The following is a 537-nucleotide window of genomic DNA, read 5'->3' as shown; positions in this document are numbered from 1 at the left end:
ATAATCATAGTATTTGTTCGCCATTGCGTTATCGCTTTAGCTGTATTATACTGCTATTATATAATCTCAATCGCAACAAATCTTGCATTATTTTTTCATTTTATAACACAATACTGCCATTGTAGGAGATCTCAAAAATATGAAAACACCACATTCACTTATACCGGAGCAAAAAGAAAATGCTAAACATGGAGAAATTTATTTTCCGATCCAGAAATATATTACAACGCTGACAGAGGAAGCTCCTGTCATAACAACGCACTGGCACGGGGAATCAGAGCTTACCCTCATAACAAAAGGTTCCTGTGTCTACCAGATTGATTTAATTGAATATGAAGCAAATGCCGGGGATATTCTGTTTATTCCTCCCCTACTGCTGCATTCCATTATCCTGAAAAACAGTCAGGACTTCTGTTCGGAAACATATGTATTCCATATGAATCTTCTGGGAGGGAATACTGCAGACATCTGTTCTACCCGCTATCTTACGCCCATGGTAAACCATGAATTATCTTTACCCTGTCTCATTACCGCGGA

1 protein-coding gene is annotated in these 537 nt (G+C 38.2%); it reads left to right on the top strand.

Going from position 1 to position 537, the window contains the following annotated elements; all coding sequences use genetic code 11:
• Positions 1-139: 139 nt before the first annotated feature.
• A partial coding sequence (locus HMPREF0373_RS13550) for a cupin domain-containing protein (RefSeq protein ID WP_021740328.1) occupies positions 140-537 on the top strand: 398 nt, incomplete at its 3' end.

It is taken from the genome of Eubacterium ramulus ATCC 29099, assembly GCF_000469345.1.
GTDB lineage: Bacteria > Bacillota > Clostridia > Lachnospirales > Lachnospiraceae > Eubacterium_I > Eubacterium_I ramulus.
The sequence above is the reverse complement of the archived record's forward strand: the minus strand, read 5'-3'. Positions and strand labels throughout refer to the sequence as shown.